The 19,161-nt window shown below is 64.8% G+C and carries 21 protein-coding genes; 6 read left to right on the forward strand and 15 right to left on the reverse strand.

What is annotated here, in order from left to right; genetic code table 11:
• Positions 1-5: 5 nt before the first annotated feature.
• On the forward strand, positions 6-752 hold the full coding sequence (locus ACIGGF_RS19350; protein ID WP_397522776.1) for a sulfite exporter TauE/SafE family protein: 747 nt from the start codon (positions 6-8) through the stop codon (positions 750-752).
• On the opposite strand, the gene ACIGGF_RS19355 is transcribed toward ACIGGF_RS19350, so the two are convergent.
• The 11 genes from ACIGGF_RS19355 to ACIGGF_RS19405 form a co-directional block, all read right to left on the reverse strand.
• Positions 737-1,465 (reverse strand): TetR/AcrR family transcriptional regulator, encoded by a 729-nt coding sequence (locus tag ACIGGF_RS19355; protein ID WP_397522777.1) that lies wholly within the window; start codon positions 1,463-1,465, stop codon positions 737-739. The two genes, ACIGGF_RS19350 and ACIGGF_RS19355, sit on opposite strands and share 16 nt — an antisense overlap.
• On the reverse strand, positions 1,462-2,373 hold the full coding sequence (locus ACIGGF_RS19360) for a fumarylacetoacetate hydrolase family protein (protein ID WP_397522778.1): 912 nt from the start codon (positions 2,371-2,373) through the stop codon (positions 1,462-1,464). Before ACIGGF_RS19360 ends, ACIGGF_RS19355 begins: the two co-directional genes overlap by 4 nt.
• Positions 2,374-2,528: 155 nt before the next feature.
• Positions 2,529-3,845 carry an FAD-dependent oxidoreductase gene (locus ACIGGF_RS19365; protein ID WP_397522779.1) on the reverse strand — a complete coding sequence of 439 codons (1,317 nt, stop codon included), beginning with the start codon at positions 3,843-3,845 and terminating at the stop codon, positions 2,529-2,531.
• On the reverse strand, positions 3,842-4,897 hold the full coding sequence (locus ACIGGF_RS19370) for an ArsO family NAD(P)H-dependent flavin-containing monooxygenase (RefSeq protein WP_397522780.1): 1,056 nt from the start codon (positions 4,895-4,897) through the stop codon (positions 3,842-3,844). The genes ACIGGF_RS19365 and ACIGGF_RS19370 overlap by 4 nt, the downstream gene beginning before the upstream one ends.
• A 5-nt stretch (positions 4,898-4,902) precedes the next feature.
• Positions 4,903-5,319: a low molecular weight phosphatase family protein gene (locus ACIGGF_RS19375; RefSeq protein WP_397522781.1), complete on the reverse strand. Its 417-nt coding sequence runs from the start codon at positions 5,317-5,319 to the stop codon at positions 4,903-4,905.
• On the reverse strand, positions 5,316-5,738 hold the full coding sequence (locus ACIGGF_RS19380; RefSeq protein ID WP_397522782.1) for an arsenate reductase ArsC: 423 nt from the start codon (positions 5,736-5,738) through the stop codon (positions 5,316-5,318). Before ACIGGF_RS19380 ends, ACIGGF_RS19375 begins: the two co-directional genes overlap by 4 nt.
• Positions 5,738-6,817, reverse strand: coding sequence for an ACR3 family arsenite efflux transporter (gene arsB, locus ACIGGF_RS19385; protein ID WP_397522783.1), 1,080 nt, complete (start codon positions 6,815-6,817; stop codon positions 5,738-5,740). Before arsB ends, ACIGGF_RS19380 begins: the two co-directional genes overlap by 1 nt.
• Positions 6,814-7,176 carry an ArsR/SmtB family transcription factor gene (locus ACIGGF_RS19390; protein WP_397522784.1) on the reverse strand — a complete coding sequence of 121 codons (363 nt, stop codon included), beginning with the start codon at positions 7,174-7,176 and terminating at the stop codon, positions 6,814-6,816. Before ACIGGF_RS19390 ends, arsB begins: the two co-directional genes overlap by 4 nt.
• 31 nt (positions 7,177-7,207) lie before the next feature.
• Entirely contained in the window at positions 7,208-8,455 is a 1,248-nt protein-coding gene (locus tag ACIGGF_RS19395; RefSeq protein WP_397522785.1) for an APC family permease, read from the reverse strand.
• 218 nt (positions 8,456-8,673) lie between these two features.
• The gene (gene nhaA, locus ACIGGF_RS19400) at positions 8,674-9,990 is read right to left on the reverse strand and encodes a Na+/H+ antiporter NhaA (protein WP_397522786.1); all 1,317 of its coding nucleotides are present in this window, start codon (positions 9,988-9,990) and stop codon (positions 8,674-8,676) included.
• A gap of 149 nt (positions 9,991-10,139) precedes the next feature.
• On the reverse strand, positions 10,140-10,523 hold the full coding sequence (locus ACIGGF_RS19405; protein WP_397522787.1) for a DUF3054 domain-containing protein: 384 nt from the start codon (positions 10,521-10,523) through the stop codon (positions 10,140-10,142).
• Between the two features lie 294 nt (positions 10,524-10,817).
• Here ACIGGF_RS19405 and ACIGGF_RS19410 point away from each other — a divergent pair, with 294 nt between their 5' ends.
• Positions 10,818-11,996 carry an IS30 family transposase gene (locus tag ACIGGF_RS19410; protein ID WP_397522816.1) on the forward strand — a complete coding sequence of 393 codons (1,179 nt, stop codon included), beginning with the start codon at positions 10,818-10,820 and terminating at the stop codon, positions 11,994-11,996.
• 93 nt (positions 11,997-12,089) lie between these two features.
• On the opposite strand, the gene ACIGGF_RS19415 is transcribed toward ACIGGF_RS19410, so the two are convergent.
• The 3 genes from ACIGGF_RS19415 to ACIGGF_RS19425 form a co-directional block, all read right to left on the reverse strand.
• The gene (locus tag ACIGGF_RS19415; RefSeq protein WP_397522788.1) at positions 12,090-12,641 is read right to left on the reverse strand and encodes a YceI family protein; all 552 of its coding nucleotides are present in this window, start codon (positions 12,639-12,641) and stop codon (positions 12,090-12,092) included.
• 110 nt (positions 12,642-12,751) lie between these two features.
• Positions 12,752-13,882 (reverse strand): YbhN family protein, encoded by a 1,131-nt coding sequence (locus ACIGGF_RS19420; RefSeq protein ID WP_397522789.1) that lies wholly within the window; start codon positions 13,880-13,882, stop codon positions 12,752-12,754.
• Positions 13,883-13,891: 9 nt separating this feature from the next.
• Positions 13,892-15,367: an adenylate/guanylate cyclase domain-containing protein gene (locus ACIGGF_RS19425; RefSeq protein WP_397522817.1), complete on the reverse strand. Its 1,476-nt coding sequence runs from the start codon at positions 15,365-15,367 to the stop codon at positions 13,892-13,894.
• A gap of 142 nt (positions 15,368-15,509) precedes the next feature.
• Between ACIGGF_RS19425 and ACIGGF_RS19430 the strand changes: the two genes are divergently transcribed.
• From ACIGGF_RS19430 to ACIGGF_RS19445, 4 genes are read left to right on the forward strand one after another with little or no spacing between them, the layout of a single operon-like run.
• Positions 15,510-16,682: an AI-2E family transporter gene (locus ACIGGF_RS19430; protein ID WP_397522818.1), complete on the forward strand. Its 1,173-nt coding sequence runs from the start codon at positions 15,510-15,512 to the stop codon at positions 16,680-16,682.
• A gap of 4 nt (positions 16,683-16,686) precedes the next feature.
• Positions 16,687-17,838: a MacS family sensor histidine kinase gene (gene macS / locus ACIGGF_RS19435; protein WP_397522790.1), complete on the forward strand. Its 1,152-nt coding sequence runs from the start codon at positions 16,687-16,689 to the stop codon at positions 17,836-17,838.
• On the forward strand, positions 17,835-18,494 hold the full coding sequence (locus tag ACIGGF_RS19440) for a response regulator (RefSeq protein ID WP_397522791.1): 660 nt from the start codon (positions 17,835-17,837) through the stop codon (positions 18,492-18,494). Before macS ends, ACIGGF_RS19440 begins: the two co-directional genes overlap by 4 nt.
• 37 nt (positions 18,495-18,531) lie before the next feature.
• Positions 18,532-18,753 carry an autophagy-related protein 2 gene (locus tag ACIGGF_RS19445; protein WP_397522792.1) on the forward strand — a complete coding sequence of 74 codons (222 nt, stop codon included), beginning with the start codon at positions 18,532-18,534 and terminating at the stop codon, positions 18,751-18,753.
• A 2-nt stretch (positions 18,754-18,755) separates the two neighbouring features.
• On the opposite strand, the gene ACIGGF_RS19450 is transcribed toward ACIGGF_RS19445, so the two are convergent.
• Complete coding sequence (locus tag ACIGGF_RS19450) at positions 18,756-19,145, reverse strand: MarR family transcriptional regulator (protein WP_397522793.1); 390 nt, start codon at positions 19,143-19,145, stop codon at positions 18,756-18,758.
• Positions 19,146-19,161: the final 16 nt, after the last annotated feature.

A 19,161-nucleotide genomic window follows, 5' to 3' on the forward strand; every position in this document is an offset into this window, starting at 1 on the left:
ATTCGGTGACTGTGCTCGATTTCGGACTTCTGGTGGTGGCCGGGTTCTTCGCCGGCCTCATCGGGTTCGTCACCGGGCTCGCGTCGCTCGTGTCCTATCCCGCGTTGTTGGCGGTGGGTCTGCCGCCGGTGTCGGCAAACGTGACGAATACGGTGGCGTTGGTTGCGGCCGGGGTCGGTGCAACAGCGAGTTCGTCGGCCGAACTGGCCAAGGACGGCAAACAGCTCGTTCGATATGCGATCTACTCGGCTCTGGGCGGAAGCACCGGTGCGATTCTGTTGCTGGTCACCCCGGACGGTTCGTTCGAGGCGGTGGTGCCGTTCTTGGTGGCGATGGCGGCCATCGCCCTGCTGCTGCAGCCCAAGATCCGAAAGCTGTCGGGCGACAGGCAGTTTCCGACGCTCTACCCTCTCGCACTGTTCGCCGTGGCGATCTACGGTGGCTACTTCGGTGCCGGAGCAGGCGTCATCTTCCTCGCGCTGGCGTTGATCTGCACCGCAGACACCTTTTGGCGTGCAAGCGTTCTGAAGAGCTTCTTCCTCGGCATCGCCAATCTCATTGCCGCCATCATCTTCTCGTTCTCGGGCCAGGTGAATTGGCTGGCCGCTCTTGCACTGGCGATCGGCTGTTTCGCCGGAGGTGCGTGCGGACCCCCGACCGTCAAGGTGATCTCGCCGATCGTGCTTCGAGTCGGCGTCGGAATTCTCGGGCTCGGTCTCGCCGGATGGTTGGGGTATCAGGCCTTCGGCTGAGTGACCCCTTCGCGACGCTGCAGTGGTGAGTCCGACCCAGAACGAGTCACCGTCGTGGTGATGCCCCCCTCGGCGAAGCGCACCAAGGCGTTGTGGCGTTCGTCCATATCGCGAGCATGCATACGGCCCTGGGTGAGACTGTCGAGCCGGAGGTTGTTGGAGTAGGTGTGCATCGCGGCGGCCACCAGATGCAGGTATGCGTCGTGGATCGCCACTTCGGTCGCTTCTGGGAACAGTGCGCTCATGATGGTCATGAAGTCGGTGGCGATGGCGTTGAAGTCGTCGACGATCAGACGCCCGATAGGATTCCCGGAGTTGGAGAGTTGGGCGATGAGCCGAAAGTAGTTGTCCCACCCGGGATCACCGGCACGAGCGCGCATCGGTTCGATGAATGCATCGATCAGCGCGCGAAGACGTTTCGCCCGGCTTCCACGCGTGGGCAGCGCCGCCAGGTGGACGCGCCGATCCTCGTTGAGGGGGCGGATGCGTCGCGCCAGCACGGCCTGGAACAGTCCCTCTTTGCCCCCGAACTGCTCACTGACCGACGCCAAGCGGGTGTGTGCGCTGTCGGTGATATCGCGGACACCGACGCCGAAGTAGCCGCGGTCGGCGAACAGTTCCTCGGCTGCGTCGAGCAACCGAGTCCGTAGTTCGGCGCGGTTGGCCTCCCGTTTCGAGCGAGCAGGCGGGTCCTCGGGGGTAGGAAACGTCACGAACCGAGTATGACGTGGCTTATGGTGCCGATCCCGTCGATGCTGAGTTCGACGGTGGACCCGGATGTCAGCCAGTGCCCGGATTCCATTCCGCTTCCGCCGGGCAAGGTGCCGGTGGCGAACAACTCGCCGGGTCGGAGTACCTCACTGCGGGAGGCGTGCGCCAGGACGTCCCCGATGCTGTGTTGCATACCGGCACTCGACACTGTGGACACGGTGGTGCCGTCGATCACGACCGTCCCACGCAAGGAGTCGATGGCAGGCAGTATCTCGTCGGCGGTGACGGCCACCTCGGAGAGTGAGGTCGCGAAGTGCTTGGACTTCTGTGGTCCGAATCCGCTGACCATCTCGGAGCGCTGGACATCGCGGGCGCTGAAGTCGTTGAGAACGACGAACGCGCCGATGGCATCGCGAGCCTCGTCTGGGGTGGCGTCGAACAAGGGCCGTGCCAGGACGAATCCGATTTCGAGTTCGTAGTCGAGCGCTCGTGAGTAGGAGGGCGCTGCGATCGCAGTCCCGGAGGGAACGAAGGTGAGCGCGTTCGACATGTAGTAGATCGGTTGCGTGTAGAACAGGGGCTTGGGGCGCAGCAGAGGAAAAGTGCGTCGAGTGAGCGCTTCGACAGCGGCGACGGCCTTCGCCTGCTTCGGATGGAAGCGCTGAATCAGTCCTCGGCTTGCGTCGAGAACGTGTTGTTCGTAAAGCATGAAGTCTCGAAACGAGGCCGGCTGGAACGGCAGCACCAGCTCACTGTGCTCGAGGTGTTCATCGGCGCGAGCAAGTTCCCACTCGGGATCGAAAACCCGCCCGCCCAGCGCCGACCGGTCGAGTGTCGTTTGCCAGGACTCACCTGTAGTCGAGGTCTGCACCTGCAGCCCGTCGGCCGTCCGTATCCGTCGCAGTTTCATCGCGTGATTCCTTTCGAAGACGGAACGAGTGTTCCGCGCAGCGCGGTTCGATGTTAGCGTCGGAACGATCGTTCCGAAAGGGTGGGATGTCACCGCGCACGAAGTAGGACCCAGGACAGCGTCGACCTCGCCGACGCCGCCCCGAACGGCTTGCGTCAGATCAGTTGTGCGTCGGCTTCTCGGGGGACACCGCAACAACCACCGGTCGACGGGGCGTCGGGCTCGTCGAACAGCCCTGCGCCACCGCATACTCCCGTGTCGGGCAACGTCAGCTCCACCTTCCGCGCGCCCTCGTGGTCGCCTGCGAGTTCGGCTGCGATGCTGCGAACCTGCTCGTATCCGGTCATCGCCAGGAATGTCGGTGCGCGGCCGTAGCTCTTCATTCCCACCAGGTACAGGCTCGGTTCGGGCTGGGTGAGTTCCTCGACGCCGTGTGGTGACACCGATCCGCACGAATGCATGTTGGGGTCGACCAACTCCGCGACGAACTTCGGTGCCTGCAGGGTGGGGTCGAGATCGAGGCGAACCTCGGACAGCCAGGACAGATCGGGGCGGAACCCGGTGAGTGCGACGACGCGATCGACGTTGTCGATGCGGGCACCGGTGTCGCCGATCAGCTCGAGCCGATCACCCTTCGTCGCAACGGTTTCGGTGCGGAAGCCGGAGGCCACGGTGAGGAAGCCGTCGTCGACCGCCTTCTTGGCGCGCTGACCGAGAGCGCCGCGAGCGGCGAGTTCGTCCGCTTCCCCGCCGCCGAAGACCTCTGCGGTGACGCCTCGACGCACGGCCCAGGTGAGCGTCGTACCTGGCTCCTCCGCGGCGAGCTCGGCGAAGGTGATGATCGCGGTCAGAGCGGAGTGGCCGCTACCGGCGATGACGACGTGCTTGCCTGAGAATGCCGATCGAGTCGCCGGGTCGGCCAAGTCGGGTACCCGGTAGTCGATCCGGTCTGCGGCGGCCTTCTCGCCGATCGCCGGAAGTCCCTCGCTGCCCAGTGGATTCGGTGATCCCCAGGTGCCCGACGCGTCGACGACCGCGCGGGCGAGGACGCGTTCCTCGCTGCCGTCGGAGTGGCGGATGTGCACCGACAGCGGTTCGGTGTCGCGGCCGGCGTCGACCACCCGGTCGCGTCCACGGCGGGCTACACCGACCACCTCGGAATCGACTCGAACGGCATCGCCGAGAACGGCGGCCAGGGGTGCGAGATACTGCTCCACCCATTCGCGTCCGGTGGCGTAGGTGTCACCGTCCGGTCCAGTCCAGCCGGTGGGTTCGAGCAGACGGGCGGCAGCGGGGTCGACGACCTCGGACCACGGGGAGAACAGGCGAACGTGATTCCACTCGGACACTGTCGATCCGGCCGACGGTTCGCGTTCGAGAACGACTACTTCGGAACCGGTTTCGGTCAGATGTGCAGCGGCGGCCAGGCCGATGGGCCCTGCTCCGACCACCACTACGGGGTATGTGTTCATGGCTGATCTACCCTTCTTCTTCGAATGACAGTGTCAACGGCTGCACGCGCTGTGCGGCCGACACCGATGAGCGTTGCCGACGCCGGGCCGGTCCAGTCGCCGTAGCCGAGAAAAAGCAGGTTCGGCTCGTCTCGAACATGGTTGCCGTCCAGCACGATTCCCGACCCGTCGGTGTGCAGGTGCAGTGGCCGCAAATGATGCAGAGCGGAGCGAAAACCGGTGCACCACAGGATCACATCCAGCTCTTCCGTCGTCCGTCCGTCGGTGACGCCGTCGGCTGTGATTGCGGTGAACATCGGCCGAGCATGCAGAACCCCGCGATCCCGTGCCTCTTTCACCGGCGGGACCATCACGATGTCTCCCAGACCGGCAACCCCGCCGGAGTCCGCTTCGCCGTCGGCAAGAGCACGAGCCCGATCGCTGGCGACATCGAACAGCACTCGGCCGTCGACATCGTCGGGTAGAAATCTGGGCTCACGGTTGGTGTACCACAACGTTTCTGCCACGGTGGAGATCTCGGCAAGGATTTGCGCAGCCGAGTTCCCGCCACCGACGATGCCCACGCGCTTGCCTGCGAACAGATCGGGCGTCCGGTAGTCGGCAGCGTGCAGTTGCGTTCCCGAGAACTCTCGGACACCGGGGTAGCTGGGCCAGAACGGTCGCGACCATGTCCCGGTGGCATTCATTACCGTTGTGGCGCAATATGAGTCACCGTCGGTATCCACTCGGTAGCCGCCGGGCGTACGGTGCACCGACCGCACCTCGACCGGCCTGCGCACCGGCAACTCGTACTTCTTCTCGTATGCCCGCAGGTAGTCCACGACGTGCGAAGCCGGAGGAAACCCGTTGGGCCACGAAGGCATCGGCCAACCGGGTAGTCGTGAGTGTTCGGCCGGCGAGAACAGGTGCAGCGACGGCCAGTAGTCCTGCCAGGAGCCTCCGGCATGGGTCTGGTTGTCGAGGATGACGAAGTCGAGCCCGGCTCGTCGCAGGTAGTAACCGGCGGCCAGTCCTGCCTGACCGCCGCCGATCACCACTACCTCCGAACTCATACGACTCAACCGTCGGTGCCGCGCAATCGAGATGCGAGTTTCTCCACACGAGCGGCGATGTCGTCGCGCACCAGACGCATCCGTTCGATCCCGTCGATACCGCGTTCGGACGGCTCGTCGGTGTTCCAGTTCTCGAAGGTGGGACCGTCGATGGGATCGACCTTCGCCTCGCTCCCCAGGGTGATCACGTAGTCGATGCGCGACAACAACTCCGGGTCGATCGACTTCGGCTGTTCACCGGACAGGTCGACTCCGACTTCGAGGAGGGCCTCGGCCGAGAGTGCATTGACCGTTCCGCTCGGCTTTGTTCCCGCCGAGTGCACCTCCACCGAATCGCCGACAGCCTTGCGCATCAGACCGGCCGCCATCTGCGACTTGCCGCCGTTCTTGACGCAGACGAACAGCACGCTGGGTGTCGTCATGACGCCGAACTTTGCTTCGCTGGAACCAGTTCGGCGATCAACTCTTCGATTCGACCTTTGATCTCGTCGCGAATCGGACGGACCGCCTCGACGCCTTTGCCTGCCGGATCGGCCAGTGCCCAGTCGCGATAGCTCACTCCCGGGAACACCGGGCACGCGTCCCCGCAGCCCATGGTGATCACGACATCGGACGTCTCGACGGCCTCCGGGGTCAGAATTTTCGGTGACTGCGAGGAAATGTCGATGCCGAGTTCGGCCATGGCTTCGACCGCCGCGGAGTTGATGGTGTCCGCGGGAGCGCTGCCGGCGGAGCGCACCTCGATGGTGTCACCGGCGAGGTGGGTCAGAAATCCGGCGGCCATCTGAGATCGGCCGGCGTTGTGGACACAGACGAAGAGAACGCTGGGGGTGTGGTTCATCAGAACGCCTTTGTCGTTGTGGTGTTGGGAGAGAAGCGCTTACGGAGAGCGAGTGAGACGTAGACGAGCCCGACCAGCACCGGCACCTCGATGAGTGGTCCGACGACTCCGGCGAGGGCTTGCCCGGATGTCGCGCCGTACGTCGCGATGGCGACGGCGATCGCCAACTCGAAGTTGTTGCCTGCAGCGGTGAACGCGAGGGTGGTCGTGCGTTCGTAGCCCAGACCCATCGCAGCACCGAGGGCGTAACCGCCGCCCCACATCACCGCGAAGTACACCAGCAGTGGCAGCGCGATACGCACCACGTCGAACGGCTGTGACGTGATCTGATCACCCTGCAGCGCAAAGAGAATGACGATGGTGAAGAGCAGGCCATAGAGGGCCCACGGGGCGATCCTGGGGATGAACTTCTCCTCGTACCATGCGCGGCCCTTGGCGCGTTCGCCGAAGAAGCGAGAGGCGAATCCGGCGATCAGTGGGATGCCGAGGAAGATGAGGACCGACTTGGCGATCTGCCACGGCGACGCCTCGATCGTCGTCTGGTCCAGGCCCAACCATCCGGGCAGTACCGAGAGGTAGAACCATCCGAGGATCGCGAACATGAACACCTGGAACACCGAGTTGATCGCCACCAGGACCGCAGCGGCTTCGCGGTCTCCGCACGCGAGGTCGTTCCAGATGATGACCATCGCAATGCATCGAGCCAGTCCGACGATGATCAGGCCGGTTCGGTATTCGGGGAGGTCGGGCAGGAAAAGCCATGCGAGAGCGAACATCAGGGCCGGACCGAGGACCCAGTTGAGCACCAGCGAGCCGATCAGCAGTCGCTTGTCTCCGGTGACGGTGTCGAGCCGGTCGTAGCGCACCTTGGCGAGTACCGGATACATCATGATGAGCAACCCGATGGCTATCGGAAGCGAGACGCCGTCGATGGAGATGGTGGACAGCGCGTCGTCCATTCCGGGGATCAAGCGTCCCAGGAGCAGACCCACGACCATCGCCACGCCGATCCACACGGGCAGGAACCGGTCGAGAGTGGAGAGCTTGCCGACGACGGCAGTATCGGTTGTCGTACTCATGCCATGACCTCCGTTGATTCTGCAGCGTTCAGCACTGCGGAAAGTTGCTGCAGGGCTGCGGGAATCACCGAGTAGTAGACCCACGTGCCGCGTCGTTCGCAGTCGAGCAGGCCTGCCTCGCGCAAGACCTTGAGGTGATGAGAGATCGTGGGCTGGGACAGGTCGAATGCGGGGGAGATGTCACACACGCATGCTTCCCCGCCGGCGTGACTGGCGACGAGGCTGAGCAGCCGCAGTCGGACGGGATCTCCTAGCGCTTTGAACATGCGGGCGAAATCTCCGGCCCAGTCCGCGGTGAGGGGCTCACGGGTCAGCGGTGAGCAGCATTCACCGTCGACAGGTAGGTCTTGATTCGACATTTGTCTATATTGACGGCTACCGAATCAGGCGTCAAATGAACAGTCGCCGAATCCGACCGACACGGTAGAGGATGCCGATCAACACCACGACGGTTCCGATTGCGATCGACGACACCGGCAACGTCCCGATCAGCACCACACACCCTATGCTGCCGACGATCTGCAGAACCTTGGGATATCGCCGGTTCTCGGTGTTCTGGGTATAGGCACTTACGTTCGCCACCAGGTAATACAGCAACACTCCGAACGACGAGAAGCCGATGGCACCCCGCAGATCCACCAGCAGAATCAGGATGCAGACGATCGCTGCCAGAGTGATCTCGGCCCGGTGGGGGACCGAGTAGCGGGTATGGACCGCGGTCAGATACGACGGCAGATCGCCGTGACGGGCCATCGCCAGCGACGTACGACCGATGCCGGCGATCAATGCGAGGAGGGCACCCAGCGCGGCCATCGCCGCACCGATGCGCATCAGGGGCGACGCCCACGAATGGCCCGACACCGCGACGAGATCGACCAGTGGGGCAGACGACGAGGCAAGAAGATCGGGGCCGAGAACCGACAGCAGTGTCAGCGCGAACACCGCGTAGACCAGCAACGCGATACCGAGAGCGGACACGATGGCACGCGGAATGGTCCGCTCGGGTCGAATGACCTCCTCGCCCAGGGTCGCAATGCGCGCATAACCGGCGAAGGCAAAGAACAGGAGGCCGGCCGCCTGGAGAATGCCGTACCACCCGTCTGCGGTGAAGGAGCCGAGTCCGGTGATGGGCGGCTCGGACGTGCCGGTGAGGCCGAGTACCACTCCGACGATGAGGACGGTCAGCACAGCGGCGACCAGGATTTTCGTCAGCGTCGCGGTGCGAGTGATGCCGAAGTAGTTCACCGCGGTCAGGGCCGTAATAGCAAGGACTGCAACGAGTTCGGTGTACCCGGCTGGGGCGACATAGGCCGCGAACACCAACGCCATGGCCACCGAGCTCGCAGTCTTGCCGATGACGAAGCTCCACCCGGCGAGAAAGCCCGGCCACTCGCCGAGCCGCTCACGGCCGTAGACGTACGTGCCGCCCGACGTCGGATACTGAGCGGCGAGCTGAGCAGACGAGGTGGCGTTGCAGAACGCCACGACCGCGGCGATGCCAAGACCGATGAGCAGGCCCGCACCTGCTGCCGCCGACGCGGGGGCGAACGACGCGAACACTCCGGCTCCGACCATCGAGCCGACGCCGATGACGACGGCGTCGAACAGTCCGAGTCGACGGGCAAGCGGCTGTGTCACGGCCGAAGTCGGTTCTCGTTCACGGCGACAACTGTAGAGGTACAGCCGGACCGAGAGCAGGTGCGGCTTGTTCCTTCCGATGGCGAGGGCCGGACACCGAAGGGGCGGACGGCATCACTTTCGATGCAGTCCACCCCTTCGGTCGCTGTCCCCCGAAAGCATGGTCGGAACCTATCCTGACCCGCCGACAAACCGTCGATCACATGATCGGGGTATGCCTACTCCTTCTGCTGGTACACGTCCGGAATTCCGTCGTGGTCGTCGTCGCGGGTTTCCTCGATGTGGATGTCGCGGTATGCCTTGTTGCGGGTGCGCAGGATGACTGCGGCCAGTGAGGCCGCGATGATGGAACCGGTGAGCACACCCACCTTGACGTGGTCGTCGCGCTCGGTTCCTTCACCGAAGGCTAGGTCGCCGATCAGCAGCGACACCGTGAATCCGATACCCGCGAGCATGGCAACGCCGAAGACGTCGAGCCACTTCAGCCCGGCGTCGAGGGTGGCCCGGGTGAATCGGGATACGAGATACGTGGTGCCGAAGATGCCGATTGCCTTACCGACGACAAGGCCGGCAATGATGCCGATGGCGATCGGATCGGTCAGGGCGCTGGCCAGGCCGGAGAACCCGCCGACGGTCACGCCGGCTGCACAGAAAGCGAAGATCGGCACCGCGATACCTGCAGAGATGGGCCGAATCTTGTGCTCGAAGTGCTCGGCAAGCCCCGGTCCAGCCTCGGGGCCGCCATTGGCCTTGCTGCGCAGCACCGGAACGGCGAAGCCGAGGAGAACACCCGCGACCGTCGCGTGGACGCCGGACTCGTGCATCAACACCCATGTCACGACCGCCAGCGGGATGAGGATCCACCACGAGCGGACACGCATCTGCACGGCGACGGCGAACAGGGCCAGCGGAATCAGTGTGAGGCCGAGCGCGATGAAGTTGATGTCGTCGGTGTAGAAGATGGCGATGACGCTGACGGCCAGAAGGTCGTCCACCACGGCCAACGTCAGCAGGAACGTCCGGAGCGAGGTCGGTAAGTGGGTGCTGATGACGGCCAGGACCGCGACGGCGAACGCGATGTCGGTTGCGGTGGGGATCGCCCAGCCGAGCAGAGCGCCGTCCCCGGTGCCCAGGTTGATCAACACGAAAATGATTGCGGGAACTGCCATTCCGCCGACAGCCGCGGCAACCGGGAGAGCTGCGCGTGCGGGATCGCGAAGATCGCCCGCGACGAATTCACGCTTGAGTTCGAGTCCGACCACGAAGAAGAAGATCGCCAACAGCCCGTCGGCCGCCCATGTCGAGAGGGTCAGATCGAGGTGCAGTGCAGAGGGGCCGACCCGGGTATCCATCAGCGAGTCGTAGGCCGCGGACCACGGAGAGTTGGCCCAGATCAATGCGACCAGGGTGGCGACGAGCAGTAGTGCGCCGCCCACCGTCTCTTTGCGCAGGATCTGCGCGACGCGGTCTGCCTCGGACCAGGAACCGCGCGAGAACAGCGGCAATCGCGTCTTGGGGGTTGATGAATCTGTCACTGTGACAGCGCCTTTCGGTAGCTTCGTCGAGCTGCGAGCCAACCAGAGGTCGGGCAGTTGACGCGCAGCACAGAGTTGTTGCCGACCAGACTTCCCGGCGCACCGTAGACGATCCTATCGCGCCGAGGGCGTTCTCGACGAACTCGCAGTCAGCGGACGCTGGGCACGAATCGGGCGAGCGCACGCCAGCCCAACAGCAACACTGCGGTGGACAACGTCGCGACGACGATGAAAGCTCCGGCCGTTCCCTGCCCGGTCAGTGCACGCAGCACCATGCCGACGGCGACGGTCATGACCCACACGATGATGCCCGTCGGGACGATCAGAAAAGCGTCGAACTTGTTGCGGTACAGGGCAAATGCAACGACCCAGCCGATGGCAGCACCGACGACGAACGGCCACGCGGTGTGGAACAGGCCGGATAGCGCAGTGGCCTCGGCATGGCTGCGTCGACCGATCGCAGCGAACAGCACGACCATCACCAGGTCGAGGACGGCAGCAACTATTGGGGAACGAAACTTCACGCGCACCACTGTAGACACCGACAACGAACGGCCCGTACCTGTGCGGGCGGGTTCTAACGATCCCCGCAACACCCTCGATTTGAGGGAGTTGCGGGGATCGTGGCATGTGCTGGGTTGAAGGTGCGGTTTTTCGAGGCGTTGGACCGTGAGGACGGGAATGTCAGCGCGGCCGCACGCTGTGTCGGGGTGAACCGGAACACTGCCTTCGGGTGGGTTCGTCAGGCGGGTGTGCAAGGGCGCGGAAAGAGCGGCCGGGCCGAGCATTCGGGTCGGGGACGATACGAGGAACTTCGCTCGTCGGGAATCTCGCGGCGCGAGGCTGCTCGGGAGGTCGGGGTCCACCTCCGGACCGCGCAGGACTGGGACGGGGGCATCCGCAAGATCGGTGGTGCGCGCCTGCACCCGGATGGTCGACGTATCGACTACAAAACCGGTATGACAACGTTCGTCACCGCTGCTCAGAGGCCGTCGCTGGCCCGCATCGAGTCCACACTGCACCCTCGGTATCTGACGGTGACCGACCGTGAACAGATCGCCGACCTGCGTCGAGCCGGGTGTTCGCTGCGTGAGATCGGACGCCGCCTCGGCCGGGCGGCCTCGACCGTCAAACGCGAGATCGACACCTACGGCATCGCCGACGAGTACCACCCGCACCGGGCACATCGGCTGTGGGCTATCTCGCGTGCCCGGCCGAAACCGGCGAAGCTGGTGGCACAGGGTTCGCTCCGGTCCTACGTCGCCGGCAAACTCGCCCTGCAGTGGTCGCCCGAGCAAATCTGCCACGCTCTAGTTGTCGACTTCCCTGATGACAAGGCGATGCGTGTGAGCACCGAAACGATCTACCAGGCCATCTACGTACAGTCGCGCGGCGGACTACGCCGAGAAGTTGCTGCCGCATTGCGCACCGGACGTACTCGCCGCGTACAGCACCGCTCACCCGAGCAGCGCACCTCACGATTCGTCGATGCGATGGTGATGATCTCCGAGCGGCCGGCGGAGGTCGCCGACCGCTCCGTGCCCGGGCACTGGGAGGGTGATCTGATCGTCGGTACTCGATCGGAGTCGGCGATCGTGACATTGGTCGAGCGTTCTACCCGGTACCTGCTTCTCGGTCACCTCCCCGGCGGGCACACTGCAGAGGAGGTCCGGGACGTTCTGGTTCCTCTGATCGGTTCTCTTCCAACGCATTTGCGCGGTTCACTGACGTGGGACCAAGGGTGCGAGATGGCAGCGCACAAGCAGTTCAGCGTCGCCACCGGGGTGCCGGTGTACTTCTGCGATCCACACTCACCATGGCAACGCGGATCGAACGAGAACACCAACGGCTTGCTACGCCAGTACTTCCCCAAAGGCACGGACCTGTCCGTGTACAGCGCCACCGACCTCGAGAACGTTGCCCACCGCCTCAACTCCCGTCCACGCAAAACGCTCGGCTGGAAAACTCCAGCCGAGCGTTTACGTGATCTACTGACAGGCATCTGACCATCAGGTGTTGCGAGGACCCCTAGAATCCGCCGCGCGCAGGTACGGGCCGTTCGGTCGACCTCCCCAGGGGCGGGGTGAAGCAGTGCGGAATTACGCCTGCAGGCCGGCTTCGATTTCGAGGTTCAGTGTGATCTTGTCGCCGACGACTGCGCCGCCGCCCTCGAGGGGCATGTCGATGCTGATGCCGAAGTCCTTGCGGTTGATGACGGTGCTGGCCTCGAAGCCGGCGACCGGTCCGTTGCCCATGCCGGCGTTGACGCCGTTGAACTCGAGCTTCATGTCGATGGAGTTGGTGACGCCGTGGAGGGTGAAGTCACCGGTGACGATGAAGTCTCCGCCATCGGCCTTGACCGAGGTGGACTTGAAGGTTGCGGTGGGGAACTTCTCGACCTCGAAGAAGTCGGCGGTCTTGAGGTGGCCGTCGCGCTGCGCGTTGTCGGTGGTGATCGAGGTGACGTCGATCTCGGCGTCGACGGACGGGGTGCCGTCGGCGGCGACGGTGATGGTGCCGGTGAACGCCTGGAAGCGGCCGCGGACCTTGCTGACCACCAGGTGGCGGACGGTGAATCCGACGGTGGAGTGGGCTGCGTCGATGGCCCAGGTGCCTGCGGTGAGCTCGGGAAGTGCGATGGCGGTGGTCATGATGTCTCCTGTTTGCTTGACGGTTCAACGATCATAGTACACAAGCGGACCGGGGTCCGGTTATATTCCTGATGAACGGGAAGTGACGGATGCCACCGGGCCTGCACGAGCTATGCGGGCTCGGGATCGCCCTTCGACTCGCGTTGGCCTTCGGCGCGACGCATGTCGTCGGTCTCCTGCTGTTCGAGCGCAATGTCGAATTCGAGATCGGCGTGTTGGTGCTTACGGAACAGCACGAGAAAGACGATCCACCCGACGATCGCGACGAGGATGAAGCTGACCCCGCGGTAGACCAGGGCCGAGGCGACGGCCTGCGACGCGGTGATCGACGCAGCACTGGTCAAGAATGCGATGAGGGTGGCATCGACGATCACCAGACCGCCGGGCGCGAGCGGAACGGATCCGACGGCCTTGCCCGCAGCGAAGGCGATCAGCAAGCCGGACAGCCGCGGATCCGCGCCGACGGCGAAGCATGCGAAGGCCAGGCACGCCACGTCGGCGAGTCGATGTACGGCCGACCACGAGAGCGTGAGTGCGCCGTCCCGTTTGCCGAGCTGAACGGATTGAATCTGACCGATGATCTTGTCGATGCCCTCGGCCCCGGCGTCGAGATCGTGGTTTCGGAGCGCGTTGTAGCGGCGAAGGCCCCAGCGTGCGGCGGTCCTGATCGACTGAGGATGGTTCGAGATGTAGCGGACGGCGACGATGATCGCGATGACTCCGGCAATCGGCAGCACCACGGTGAACGTGTTGAACGAACTTCCGACGACCACTCCGCCGACCAGGCCGAGCACGGCCAGTCCAGCCGCGGCGATGACGCCCGAGATGGCGAGCTGCCAGGATGCGACGACCGGGCTCGCGCCCCAGCGGCGTGTCTCGCGATAGGTGAAGGCCGTCGAGAAGACCTGGCCGGCGGGGAGAGTGAGCGCCATCGCGGTACTGCCGTAGATGACAGCCACAGACTTTCGCTGACGTACTTTCACCCCGCCCGCGTCGAGCAGTTGTTTCTGAACTCGGCCATAGGCGCTGAGCGACACGGCTTGAGCGAGGACGCAGGCCGCCAGCCAGCCCCAATGGATTTCACGGACGGCGGTCCAGGATTCGTGCAGGCGCGGCCACAGGTAGATTGCCTCACCCACCAGCAGTGCCACCAGAGCGATCCCGGCGATCCACTTGACCCACCGAAGTCGGTTCCGCGGCCGCCGTACTGCGGGTCCGCGAGTGGAGCTGGGGTCGGGCACCTTGTCAGACTAACCGGAGGCGGAAGTCACGTCGGGAAAGTCCACCGGCCAGGCCAGGTGGGTCGCCCGTCGTCGACCACGCAGTTGCACCTGGTCTCCCAACTCCCACTGTTCCTGTTCCTCGTCGTCGGCGAAGTACAGGGCCGAGGTCGACGCCAGGACGCGTCCGGGACGCAGTTTCGCCAGCTCGGTGAGTCTCGACGCCTCGTTGACCGGGTCTCCGATGACCGTGTACTCGAAGCGCTCCGAGGCTCCGATGTTGCCGGCGACGGCCAGCCCCGCGGAGACACCGATGCCGATGTCGAGACCGGTGATCTCGTTCAGAGCGAACCTCAGTTCACGGGCGGCGGCGAGAGCGGCGGTGGGCGCGTCGGGACGGTCGAGTGGGGCACCGAAGATCGCGAGGGCCGCGTCGCCCATGAATTTGTTGACGAACCCGTGATGACGCCCGACCACATCGACGACAACGCGGAAGAACTCGTTGAGCAACACCACGACCTCGCTCGGTGGGCGCTCGGAGGCGGTGGCCGTGGAGCCGACCATGTCCACGAACAGCACCGCCACGAATCGCGTCTCGCCGCCCAGTTCGGTACCGAACTGCAATGCCCGACGGGCCACGTCCTCGCCGACGTGTTGGCCGAACAGCTCGCGCAGGACGCGTCGTTCGGCCGATTCCTCCATCATTCTGTTGAAGCCCACCTGGAGGCGGCCGATCTCGGAGCCGTCGAACACGTCGACCTCGACGTCGGTTTCGCCGCGCTGAACGCGTTCGATCGCGCTGTGCAGCTGGCTGATGGGGTCGGAAATCTGGCTCGCGGTGAGCATCGACAGCACGAACGCCTGCACGATGGCCAGGACGCTGAGCAGGATGATGGCCACGGCCAGCGCATTGGGGGAGAACACCAGATCGGTCGTCAGCTGGGTGGCGCACAGCAGGATGATGCCGATGACGGGCATCAGCGTGCCCAGCCCCCACGTCATGGCCATGCGAGTGCCCACACCGGGGGTCATCGTCCGGTCGAAGCGGCCCTCGCTCAGAGCCATTGCCGCCACGGGTCGCAGGATCCGCTCGCCGAGCATGTACGTGAATCCGAAGGTCACGGTGGCCGCCATGCCGACGGTGACGATGACGGCGATCGACAGCGACGGCATCTCCGCGATGGTCAGCAGCACGAAGATGACGCCGCCGATGATCCAGAGGATGAGGTGCACGATCGCCTGACGCAACGGCGCGTGCAGCGTCGTCATCTGTTCCTTGCGGGTGGGTGGGCCACCGCGAAGCTGCCACCTGATCACCGAGCGCAGGAGGAAGTACGCGTAGATCAGGCTGACCACCAGGGCAACACCCAGGTACGCCCCGAAGATGTACACGTTGCGGACGCGGTCGGCGACGATCGAATCCGATTCGGGGATGGGCAGGCCGTAGCGCACGAAGGCGAACACCAGGACCGCACCGAAGACATTGGCGATGAGCATCGAGAGCATATAGAGCGGCCAGCGACTCTTCAGGGTGAGCGAGACCGCTCGGAAAGATGCCAGCACGGGTTAAATTTAGCGGGTGAGCACCGACGAGTTGCGGGCGCAAGGTACGGGGGCGTCCCCGGGCCCCACTTCGGCGGCGGATTCGGTGCACCCGCTGGTGCGGGTCGGGGCGGAATGGACCTGGCGACTGCTTGTCCTGTTCGCCGGATTTGTCACTTTCGCTTATGCGGTGGCGCAATTGAGCACCGTCGTCATCCCGTTGGGCCTCGCGCTGTTGGCCTCGGCGATGCTGGTGCCCGTCGTCGACTGGATGCAGCGACGCGGAGTGCCGCGGGCCCTCGCGGTGGTCGTCGTCATCATCGCCAGCATCGGCGTCGTCGCCGGAATCATGACGTTCATCGTCGAGCAGTTCATCGAAGGTCTGCCGCAGGTGGGTGATCAATTCACCCAATCGATCAACGACGTCGAGGATTGGCTCAGCAGTGGTCCGCTGCACATCAGCGAGGACCAGATTCGGCAGGCCACCGACAACGTCGTGAAGGTCATCCAGGACAACCAGGAAGCCGTCACCAGCGGAGCGCTGACGACCGCAACCGTGATCGGTGAAATCCTCACCGGCGCAGCGCTGACACTGTTCATCCTGATCTTCTTCCTCTACGGCGGCGATCAGATTTGGCAGTTCGTCACCCGTCTGGCACCGACGACGGCGCGCAGGAAGATCCGCACCGCCGGCATTCAGGGGTTCGGGTCTCTGGTGGGATACGTCCGCGCGACGGTTGCCGTGGCCGCCGCGGACGCGATCGGTATCGGTGCCGGTCTCGCGATTCTCGGTGTGCCGCTGGCTCTCCCGCTGGCGTCGTTGGTGTTCATCGGCGCGTTCATCCCGATCATCGGTGCCGTGTTGACCGGGTTCGTCGCGGTGTTCATCGCGCTCGTCACCAAGGGCCTGCTCACGGCGCTGATCGCCCTCGGCATCGTGGTGGCCGTCATGCAGCTCGAAGGTCATGTGCTGCAACCACTCCTGCTCGGCCGCGCCGTGCGGCTGCACCCACTGGCGGTGGTGCTGTCCATCACCGTCGGAATACTGTTCGCCGGCATTGTCGGAGGCCTGCTCGCGGTACCGATCGTCGCGGTCCTCAACACCGCGGTGCGGTCGCTGCTGGCCGACGATCCGGAGGAGGTCTACGAGGAACTCGAACCTACCGACCCGCTGTACGCGGCCGAACCGAGCGACCCGCACACGCCCCCGGGTTCCACCGAGCCGGAGCGACTACCCAAGGGGGAGTTGAAGATTCCCGGCACCGACAAGGACGGCTGATCGGGTGCGCACGCCGATCACCACGACCGACCCCGACACCCCACTGTGGCGGGCCTCCCAGGCCTTTCGTCTGGTCACCTTGATCTACGCCGTCAGCTACCAGGCCGCGACCGTCGACAACTACACCAACCCGCGCTTGAGCTGGGTGTTGGTGGCTCTGATGGCCGTATGGTCCGGCGCTTCGGCGCTGATGCTCGCGCGTGCGACGATTCCGCGATGGCAGGTGGTGCTCGCCGATCAGATCATCGTCGTCGCACTGATGGTGTCGACGCGACTGGTGGCCGACTACGACTGGTACAGCACCCGCCAGACCCTGCCGACCACGTTGTGGGCCACCAACGCCGTCATCTCCGCCGCGATCCTGTTGGGCCCCAAGGGAGGTATCGCCTCGGGAGTGTTGATGTCGGTGGTCAGCGCTCTCGTCCGCGACCGATTCGACACCGACCTCTGGTCCGACGCCACCGCCCCGGTGTTGCTCTCGGCCGGACTGGCGCTGGGAATGGCGTCGAACACCGCCCGGCGCGCCCACGAAGAGTTGCGTCGCGCAGCACGATCGGCCGCGATCACCGAAGAGCGAGAACGGCTGGCCCGGCAGGTGCACGACGGAGTGCTGCAGGTACTGGCACTGGTGCGACGACGTGGTCTCGAACTAGGCGGGCCGGCAGCCGAACTCGCCGAGTTGGCCGGTGAGCAGGAAGTAGCTCTGCGAGTGCTGATCTCGGAACAAGCGGCTCCGCGCGGCGATCACACCGGCTCGATCGTCGACATCAGGGCACTGCTGCGCACTCAGGCGGGCACATCGATCTCGGTCTCGACGCCCGCCGATCCTGTTCTGGTGGAATCCGAGGTGGCCGAGGACGTGGCCGCTGTTGTCGCAACGGCACTGTCCAACGTCGAGCTGCATGCAGGTGCGGGTGCGAAGGCCTACGTTCTGCTCGAGGACGTCGACGGGGAATTGATCGTCAGCATCCGTGACGACGGCCACGGAATCCCGGCCGGACGGCTTGCCGCCGCCGAAGCCGAAGGACGAATGGGCGTATCGAAGTCCATCCTGGGCCGCGTCGAATCTCTCGGTGGCACTGCATTGCTCGATACCGCCGAGGGCGAGGGGACCGAATGGGAGATCCGAATTCCGCGAGCGAAGGGACCGGTATGACAGAGGAGACGAATGCCGAGATCTCGGTGATGGTCGTCGACGATCACCCCATGTGGCGCGACGGCGTCGCCCGCGATCTCGAGACTGCCGGATTCAGGGTCGTTGCCACCGCGGACGGCGTAGCCGCAGCTGGGCGCCGCGCGCGAGCCACCACTCCCGACGTCGTCCTGATGGACATGCATTTGCCCGACGGCAACGGTGCCGACGCCACCGTGGCCGTCCTGGATGCATCGCCGCAGACGAAAATTCTCGTACTGTCCGCCTCCGCGGAACGCAGCGATGTGCTCGACGCGATCAAGGCGGGCGCGACGGGCTACCTGGTCAAGAGTGCATCGGCGGAGGAACTGTTCGACGCCGTCCGCGCGACCTCGGCGGGGCAGGCCGTGTTCACTCCGGGTCTCGCAGGTTTGGTCCTCGGGGAGTTCCGGCGGATGTCGTCGTCGCCCGAAGTCGAACCCGACACGCGCCCGACGTTGACCGACCGGGAGACCGAGGTCCTCCGTCTGGTCGCAAAGGGGCTCAGCGCCAAACAAATTGCAACGCGGCTCACTCTCAGCCACCGCACCGTCGAGAACCACGTGCAGGCGACACTGCGAAAACTGCAACTTGCCAACCGCGTCGAGCTGACCCGTTACGCCATCGAAAAGGGGCTGTGAGGATTAACGGCGGTACCCGAGGGGCACTCTGCGTCCCATGACCGACAACGAGAATGCAGTGGACACCACCGTCGACCCGGCGAAGCACACGAAGGGTACCGATGCCGATCTCGATCAGACCGGTGCCGAGCGTGACGAGGCGATCGACGAGTTCGACGGCCATCTGGACGGATCGGGCGAGGATCCTTCTCTACCGACGCCCGAACCCACCGAGGTGGCCGACAAATCCGACGAGAAGACCGTCACGCGGTCCGAGTAGCGCTACTGCGCGCAGAGCTTGCCGAGCGCGAACTTGGCGACCGGCACGTACGGCAGCACCAGCGGCGTCGGACCGTCGATCGTCAGCCACGCCCTGGTCCCGCTGGGCCGTGAGACGACACCGTGCGTCAGGTCGACCCCGATGGCGTGGTTCTGGAACCATGCCGACCAGGCCCACGTCCACGAACGCTCGTCGACCGAATGCACCCGGAAGTCGATCGGCAATCCCAACGGCCCCAGCACTCGGCCGGTGGTGTCGGCAGTGAGCCGCTCCCCGCGGTACTCGACGCCGATGATCTGTGGAGCCCAGGTCTTCCATACCGTCGGTTCCATATAGCGCTCCCAGACCTCGGCGGCCGGGGCGTTTCCGGTGGATTGCAGTGTCACTCGCATCTTCTGTCTCTACCCG

Source organism: Rhodococcus sp. NPDC078407, from assembly GCF_044542515.1.
Lineage (GTDB): Bacteria > Actinomycetota > Actinomycetes > Mycobacteriales > Mycobacteriaceae > Rhodococcoides.